Annotated in this window: 7 protein-coding genes; all 7 read left to right on the top strand. The window is 31.2% G+C overall.

Annotated elements, in window-relative coordinates:
* A partial coding sequence (locus AB1Z17_RS01665; RefSeq protein WP_368050054.1) for a glycoside hydrolase family 3 C-terminal domain-containing protein occupies positions 1 to 1,006 on the top strand: 1,006 nt, incomplete at its 5' end.
* Positions 1,007 to 1,037: 31 nt separating this feature from the next.
* Positions 1,038 to 2,069 carry a hypothetical protein gene (locus tag AB1Z17_RS01660; protein WP_368050053.1) on the top strand — a complete coding sequence of 344 codons (1,032 nt, stop codon included), beginning with the start codon at positions 1,038 to 1,040 and terminating at the stop codon, positions 2,067 to 2,069.
* Between the two features lie 28 nt (positions 2,070 to 2,097).
* Positions 2,098 to 2,982: a glycosyl hydrolase family 17 protein gene (locus tag AB1Z17_RS01655; RefSeq protein WP_368050052.1), complete on the top strand. Its 885-nt coding sequence runs from the start codon at positions 2,098 to 2,100 to the stop codon at positions 2,980 to 2,982.
* Positions 2,983 to 3,246: 264 nt separating this feature from the next.
* Complete coding sequence (locus AB1Z17_RS01650) at positions 3,247 to 4,071, top strand: alpha/beta hydrolase (RefSeq protein WP_368050051.1); 825 nt, start codon at positions 3,247 to 3,249, stop codon at positions 4,069 to 4,071.
* Between the two features lie 2 nt (positions 4,072 to 4,073).
* Positions 4,074 to 5,336 (top strand): glycoside hydrolase family 5 protein, encoded by a 1,263-nt coding sequence (locus tag AB1Z17_RS01645; protein ID WP_368050050.1) that lies wholly within the window; start codon positions 4,074 to 4,076, stop codon positions 5,334 to 5,336.
* Positions 5,337 to 5,342: 6 nt separating this feature from the next.
* Positions 5,343 to 7,643: a glycoside hydrolase family 3 N-terminal domain-containing protein gene (locus AB1Z17_RS01640; RefSeq protein ID WP_368050049.1), complete on the top strand. Its 2,301-nt coding sequence runs from the start codon at positions 5,343 to 5,345 to the stop codon at positions 7,641 to 7,643.
* 50 nt (positions 7,644 to 7,693) lie between these two features.
* Positions 7,694 to 7,969 (top strand): hypothetical protein (locus AB1Z17_RS01635; RefSeq protein ID WP_368050048.1); only part of this gene is annotated, 276 nt, incomplete at its 3' end.

Here is a 7,969-nt window from a genome sequence, read left to right as displayed (position 1 = left end):
GCATATAAATATGCCACCATCTCATAATACATTAATTAGTGAAATTAGTACTGTTCAAAAAAATACAGTAGTTGTGCTTACCAATGGAAGCGCAGTTACCATGCCTTGGTTAAACAAAGTTTCAGGTGTATTGGAAACTTGGTTAGGAGGACAAGCAGGAGCTGGTGGAATTGCAGATGTGTTATTCGGAAAAGTAAATCCTTCAGGGAAATTAGCAGAAACATTTCCAATGCGTTTAGAAGATACTCCTGCCTTTTTTAACTTTCCAGGAGAACAAGGTGATGTACTTTATGGAGAACGTATTTTTGTTGGATATCGTTACTATGATGAACGAAAAATTGAGCCGTTATTTCCTTTCGGATATGGGTTGTCTTATACTTCATTTGAATACAGCGATTTAAAAGTGTCTTCAAAAAACACTACAGATAAAGAAGGGTTATCAGTAAGTGTTACTATTAAAAATACAGGGAAAGTTACTGGGAAAGAGATTGTTCAAATCTATGTTTCAGATACAAAAAGCACATTACAACGTCCTAAAAAAGAACTAAAGAAATTTGTTAAAATTGAATTAGCACCTGGAGAAGAGAAAGAGGTTTCTTTTAAATTGGAGAGCCGTGATTTTTCTTATTTCGATGCTAAAAGAGATATGTGGATTGCTGAAAGTGGCGAATATGTAATTGCAGCAGCTGCTTCTTCACGTGATATTAGATTGTCTGAAACCATTAGCTTACAATCAACACAACAAGTGCCTTTAATGTTTGATGAATATACGTTCTTTTTAGAATATTGGAACAACAAACAAACACGTAAAATTTTATTGGAATACATGCCAAATTGGATTAGAGGAATTGTAACCGAAGGAGATGAAGCTGAAATAAGAGAATACCAAGGTTTTATGGTTGAACATCCTTTAATTAAATATCCATACATCACGCACGGTGAAATTACGCATGAGCAAGTGAAAGAACTGGTTGAAAAATGTAAAGGACTTACCTATACACCTTAAATAATTTATGAACTAAATAAAAATTAGTACAATGCATAAATTTAAACAAAAAATTGCTATCAGTATTTTAATAATGATAGCTGCCACACTTTATTCATGTAAAACAGTGGTGAAATCGGAAAGTGTTACTGTTTCTGGTCGGCAATTATTGGTAAATGAAACCCCTTATACAATTAAAGGAATTTGTTATCATCCTGTTCCAAAGGGAAGTGATCAACGAAGTTTTGATAATTTGACCGAAGATTTAGCATTAATGGTAGAGGCTGGAATTAATACAATAAGAGTATATGCTCCAATTGATGATGAAGTTGTTTTGGATCAAATTCAGAAGGCAGGCTTAAAAGTGATTATAGGGTTTGGTTATAATCAAGGTGGTAACTATGATATTTTATCAGGTACTTTTATAAATTATGTAAATAAATATAAAAGTCATAGCGCAATTTTAATGTGGGAACTTGGTAACGAGTATAACTACCACCCAGAATGGTTTGATGGCGATTTAAAAAATTGGTATAATGCTATGAATAATGCTGCTCAATTAATCCATGAAAATGACCCAGCGCACCCTGTAACAACAGCTCATGGAGAATTACCTGATGCACTAGCACTTTCTTTAAGTCCGAATATTGATGTTTGGGGATTGAATGTGTACCGATGGGATAATCCTTCAACAATTTTTTCAGAATGGAGTGCTGTTAGTTCAAAACCAATGTATTTATCTGAAGCAGGTGGAGATAGTTATATGACTATTTCAAAAGATGGTTACGAGCAAGGAATCAATGAAAAAGTACAAGCAGATGCGAATAAAAATATTTTAAAAGCTGTTTTTAAAGCGTCTGATATTTGTTTGGGTGTTACATTGTTTTCTTTTACCGATGGATGGTGGAAAGCAGGAAATACAGATTCGCAAGACCCAGGTGGTTGGGCGCCAAATAGTAGTGGTGTACCTTACGATGGCACTCCAAATGAAGAATATTGGGGAATTGTAGATATAGATAGAAATAAGAAAGAAACGTATCAAGTAGTAAAAGAAATTTATAAAAGTGTTTCTGATAAAAAGTAGAAGTATAAGAGATTTAAAATCATAAAAGATGTCGGTTAGAAAAGAAAAAATATTATCGTTAGCGGGAATAAACCACGAAAATAAATCGAAAGAAGAATTACAAAGTTATTTTTCAAAGGCTTTAAATAATGGAATGCATGGATTATGCTTTAGTCCTTATGAAGAAGGTCAGCAACCAGGTGATATTATTACAGAAGAGCAAATAAGAAGAAGAATGGAGATTATTAAGCCGTATACAAAATGGATTCGCTCTTTTTCTTGTACTGATGGAAATGAATTAATTCCAAAAATAGCACATGAATATGGCATTAAAACGTTGGTAGGCGCCTGGTTAGGTAGCGATGATGAAATTAATAAAAAGGAAGTCGCCAATCTTATTAAAATTGCCAAAGAAGGGTATGTTGATATTGCGGCTGTAGGTAATGAAGTTATGTACAGAGGTGACTTAACAGAAGAAGGATTATTGGCTTTTATACATGAAGTAAAAGAGGCTATTCCAGACATTCCTGTAGGATATGTAGATGCTTATTACGAGTTTGAGCATCGTCCAAAAATTACTGAGGCATGTGATGTGGTGCTAGCCAATTGTTATCCTTATTGGGAAGGCTGTGCCTTAGAGTATTCATTATTATATATGAAAGATATGTACCGCAGAGCTATGAATGCTGCAAATGGAAAAAAAGTAATTATCACAGAAACAGGTTGGACAAATAAAGGGCAAGTTTTTCATGGAGCAGAGCCTTCTTTTGAAAACGCTATAAAATATTTTATCAATACCCAACAATGGTCTGAAGCAGAAGATATTGATGTGTTTTATTTTTCATCGTTTGATGAGTCATGGAAAACTGGTGCTGAAGGAGATGTTGGTGCATTTTGGGGTATTTGGGATAAAGATGAGAATCTTAAATATTAAAACAGACTATTAAGTTAATTGAATTATGTAAAAGAACTAGACATAGAGCCAGAAAAAACAATTAAAAATGTAAGTCAAGAATTTTAGCAAATTTAGTATAATGATTTAATGGAATGAAAAAGATGAAATTTTAACTTTTGTTTTTGAAGCTTTTGGCGAGCCACGGAAAGAATCTGATGAAGCACTAGAACCAGAAACGGGGCTTATTTAAAGTAAATAGAACACCTAAATTAGTGATGAATTAGCTTAATTAAATGTAGATATATGAAACGTATTTTATTTGTTTTAGTAGTTTTTACAATTTGTTCAAAGGGTTTTTCACAAGATATTGATTACGAAATAAAACAAAACATTCCTTATTATTCCGATTCAGTTAACCAATCTGATTCATATATAAATGAACGTTGTGTATTAGATATTTATTACCCGAATAATATAACAGGATTTGCAACAATTGTTTGGATTCATGGAGGCGGATTAAAAAGTTTTCAAAAAGAAATTCCTGAAGAATTAAAGAATAAAGGAGTAGCTATTATTGGAATTAATTATCGCTTATATCCAAAAGTAAAAGCGCCAGCTTATATAGAAGATACTGCAGCTGCAGTAGCTTGGGCATTTAAAAACATTCAAGAATTTGGAGGGAGTAAAGATCTAATATTTGTTTCTGGGCATTCAGCTGGTGGTTATTTGGCAAGTATGATTGGCTTGGATAAGAATTGGCTTGTAAGTCATAATATTGATGCTAATAAAATTGCAGGATTAATTCCTTTTAGCGGTCATGCAATTACACATTTTACAGTACGTGAAGAGCGTGGAATTTCTGGATCACAGCCTATTATTGATGAATTAGCACCATTATATCATGTGCGGGCTGATGCACCTCCTTTACTTTTAATTACAGGAGATCGAGAATTAGAATTGTTAGGTAGGTATGAAGAAAATGCCTACTTAATGCGTATGATGAAAATTGTAGGACATACCAAGACTGTTCTTTATGAATTAGATGGTTACGGACATAATATGGCACAACCAGCATTTCCATTATTGTTAAAAGAAGTTAATCGAATTAGTAAAGAAAAAAATAATTAGAAATGAAGCACTATTTAAATATCATTTTAGCAATCTTTTTTATTTCAATAAGTTTTTCTTGCAATGAAAAAACAGTTAAAGTTGTTGAAAAAAAATCAAATAATACACTCAGTTTCGTAAAAACAAAAGGAGCTAAATTGGTTGATGATAATGGAAAAGAACTAATTTTAAGAGGAACTAATTTAGGAAATTGGTTAGTGCCAGAAGGCTACATGTTTAAAATGGAGCAAGTAAATGCCCCTCGAAAAATTGATGAATTATTGTACGAATTGGTTGGGCCAGACAGTTTACAGGTTTTTTGGAAAGGCTTTTTAAATAATTATATCACCCACGATGATATAAAATATTTAAAAAGTATTGGAGTTAATCATTTACGTCTTCCGTTTCATTATAAAATGTTTACTGATGATTTGTATATGGGTGAAAGAAACTCAGGTTTTAAATATTTCGATAGATTAATAGATTGGTGCAGACAAGAACAACTATATGTTTTGTTAGATATGCATTGTGCTCCAGGTGGGCAAACAGGTGATAATATTGATGATAGTTATGGTTATCCATATCTTTTCAAAAGTAAATCGTCTCAAGATTTAATGGTAAAAATCTGGGTTGATATTGCAAATAGATATAAAAATGAACCAGTAATTATAGGATACGATTTAATAAACGAGCCAATTGCACATTATTTTAATGATGAATTAGATTATTTTAATCACCAATTATTTTTGTTGTATAACAGAATTATTAAAGAAATTAGAGTTGTAGATAAGGAGCATACTATATTTTTAAATGGCTCTAATTGGAGTGGAAATTTTGATGTTTTTGAAGAATTAGTTGATGACAATGTTGTGTATGAATTTCATAAATATTGGTTTGAAGTGAATCAGGAAGCAATCCAAACTTATATGGATTTTAGAGATAAACACAACGTCCCAATTTACATTGGAGAAACAGGTGAAAATACTGATGAATGGGTAAATGATTTTAGAATATTGTTAGATAAAAATGAAGTAAACTGGTGTTTTTGGCCGTATAAAAAAATGAATAATTTACGAGGAATTATGAATTTTAATCAGCCAGAAGATTACCATTTAATTACTGAATATGCAAAAAGCGATCGTTCAACGTATGCAATGGTCAGGGAGAATAGACCAGATATTTTAAAAGTTCAAAAAGCATTAAATCAATATTTAGAGAATAGTTTATACAAAAATAACTTTGTAAATAAAGGATATACAAAAGCTTTAAATTTTAAAATAGATTAAATATAAATGAAGAAAATATATCAAATAACATTAATAATCATAATTTTTATGAGTTGTGCTAAAACTGAAAAACCTATTGATTTAAGTCTTAAAGTAAGCAGTTTGCAAACTGAAGAAACTGAAGCTAAAATACAAGAGTTATTAGTGAAAATGACCTTAAAAGAAAAAGCGGGTCAAATGTTAAATATTGGTTTGCCTTCAGTTTTAGAAGGTGAATATTGGAACAAAAGAGATAGCGTTAATTTTGATGCTCAAAAATTTAAAAAATTTATTATTGATTATGCTGTTGGATCAATACATAACACCCCACAATATCCAGCTACTAAAGAAGAGTGGTTTAAAATTGTAAGAGAAATTCAGGATTCGGCAATGCAAAAAACACGCTTAGGAATTCCTGTGTTATATGGAATTGATAATATTCATGGAGCAAATTATGTAAATGGTTCAGTAATGTTTCCACATCAAATTGCTGTGGCTGCAACTTGGAATACAGAACTTTCTAGAATTGGTGCGGAGATAACCTCCTATGAATCTAGAGCGGCCTCACTTCCTTGGAATTTCAATCCAAATGCAGATGTAGCAACAAATCCACTTTGGGGAAGAATTGGAGAAAGCTTTGGTGAAGATCCATATTTAATTTCAGAAATGACAAATGCTTATATTAAAGGATCTCAGGAAAAAGGATTGGAGAATTCAACAAGTTCTGCTGTTTGTATGAAGCATTTTGTAGGATATGGAGCTGGAAAAAACGGAAAAGATAGAGCAAATGCAATAATTCCTGAGAATAGCTTACGTCAATATTTTTTGCCGCCTTTTGAAAAAGCTATACTAAATGGAGCAATGGGAATAATGATTAGTTCAAATGCTGTGAATGGAATTCCTTGCCATTTAAACAACTATTATATTACCGATATTTTAAAAGGCGAAATGGAATTTAAAGGAGTTGTAATCTCAGATTTTAGTGATGTTGAATTTTTAGTGGTAGCGCATCAATCTGCTAAAGATATGCGAGAAGCAACGAAATTAGCAGTTAATGCAGGGATCGATTTACTAATGAATCCATATGATGCGGATGTAGTTGATCTTATTGTAGCATTAGTTGAAGCTGGAGAAATTTCAAAAGAAAGAATTGATGATGCTGTAACACGCATATTACGTTTAAAATTTTACTTAAATCTTTTTGAAATGCCTTATAATAATCCAAAAGAATATCCTGATTTTGGAAGTGAAAAGCATATTGTTGCCAATTATAAAACAGCAAGTGAAGCAATTACCTTATTAAAGAATGAAAACGCAATTTTACCACTTTCTTCAAATAAAAAAGTATTAGTAACTGGTTATTCAGCGAATTCAATAAATATGTTAAATGGAGCTTGGTCAAGATCATTTTTAGGAAGAGACACAACCTATAATGATCGAAGTAAATTAACAATTCTTGATGCTATTAAAAAACAAGTTGGAGCTAATAATGTTGATTTTGTAGAAGGAACAGATTATTTAGAAGATATTAATTCTGATTTGGCTGTTTCAAAAGCAAAAAAAGCAGATTATATTGTTGTTTGTGTTGGAGAAATTCCAGCTTCTGAAAAACCTTCAGATATTAATGAGTTAGAATTGCCAAAAGTTCAACAAGAATTAGTTAAAAAATTAGCGAAGACAGGAAAACCAATTATTTTAATAATGGTGCAAGGCCGTCCTAGAATTATCAGAGAAATTGAACCGTTAGTTGACGGAATTTTAATGGCATATTTACCAGGTCAAGAAGGTGGAAGAGCGATATCCGATGTTATTTTTGGAAACATAAACCCAAGTGGTAAATTACCCTACACATATCCAAAATTTACTGGAAATATATTGCCTTATTATTATAAAAAAGCAGATATACGAGATATAGATTGGGGTTATAATGGTTTTTATCCACAATTTGAATTTGGATTTGGATTGTCTTATACCTCTTTTGAATACTCAAATTTAAAAATTAGTAAAGACACTTTGGCAACATCTGATCAATTTAAAGTTAATGTTACTATTAAAAATTCTGGCAAAAGAGAGGGAAAAGAAATTGTACAGGTTTTTATAAAAGATTTAGTTGCAACAGTTTCTCCAGATGCCAAAAAATTAGTTCGTTTTGTTAAAATAAATTTAAAGGCAGGCAAAACAAAAACGTTGGAATTTAATTTAACGACTAAAGATTTGGAAAGTATCGGAATCAATAATAAATGGATTATTGAAGAAGGTGAATTTGAAATCTTAGTTGGTGGAAATCCTCAGGAATTATTAAAACAAAAAATTTATTTCAAAAATTGAAATAATATAAAATCAAACAATAAAAAAACACCCCTTTTAGGAATTTAATTATGCAAAAAATTAAGACCCAATTTTTAAGAAAATCAGTTCAATTAATTATTCTAATTACTGCATTATTTATAACATCGTGTAATGATGATCCGGCAGTGCAACCAATTATTCAGGGAACAGAAATTGTTGATATATCTTTTTTGAAAGTCAATAATCCAAGTCTTACAAATGATATTTATTTAAATCAAAATGCGACTAGTTTTACCGGAAGAGTTTCGTACAATGCAGATATTAAAAATCTTGTTGCTTCATATATTCATAATGGTGAAGAAGTT

The organism is Lutibacter sp. (assembly GCF_040883305.1).
Classification (GTDB): Bacteria; Bacteroidota; Bacteroidia; order Flavobacteriales; family Flavobacteriaceae; genus Lutibacter.
This window is presented reverse-complemented; position numbering and strand designations above follow the sequence as displayed.